The sequence below is a fragment of the Klenkia sesuvii genome (assembly GCF_037083825.1).
Lineage (GTDB): Bacteria > Actinomycetota > Actinomycetes > Mycobacteriales > Geodermatophilaceae > Klenkia > Klenkia sesuvii.
This window is the reverse complement of record NZ_JBAPLU010000064.1, coordinates 1-594: the sequence shown is the minus strand read 5'-3', so window position 1 is coordinate 594 and position 594 is coordinate 1. Positions and strand designations below refer to the sequence as shown.

The following is a 594-nucleotide window of genomic DNA, read 5'->3' as shown; positions in this document are numbered from 1 at the left end:
GACCCGGAACGGGCCGAACGAGAGGGACTCCCCCACCACGGTCGCCTCGTCGACGATCGGGTTCGCGGCGTCGACGTCGCTCTGGGTGACCCGGTAGGTCCCGGTCGTGCAGGTCATGCTCCCCCGGACGCCGAGCCGGTCCTGCGGGCAGGTGACCGGGCCGACCCGGGTGGTGGTGAGCGCGATACCGCTCATCGGGCGGTTACCCGAGTTGATCACCTCGTACGTGTAGTCGATCGCGTCACCGGTCTCCACCGCGCCGTGGTGCGCGGCCGGCGTGACCGTGGCGGTGGTGCGCACCCACAGCGCGGGGGCCGCGACGAGCACCGGCACCGCGAGCTCGACCGGCCCGAAGCTGTAGGTCTGCCCGCCGGTACGGCCGGTCACGCCGACCCGGTTGCGGATGTCCACGCCGGCCACGACATCGGCCTCGGTGACGACGTAGGCGGCCAGCGTCGTGCAGACCATCGAGCCGTCCGGGGCGAGGGTGTCGTGCGGGCAGCCGGCCGCGCCGAACCGGCTGTCCTCCACGGCGATGTCGCGCATCGTCAGCGTGCCCGGGTTCGCGACCGTGAAGGAGTAGCTGATCCGGTC

1 protein-coding gene is annotated in these 594 nt (G+C 72.6%); it reads right to left on the bottom strand.

Translation table 11 applies throughout. The features are described 5' to 3' along the window. Nucleotides 1-594 (bottom strand): DUF7507 domain-containing protein (locus TEK04_RS21255; protein WP_336406365.1); only part of this gene is annotated, 594 nt, incomplete at both ends.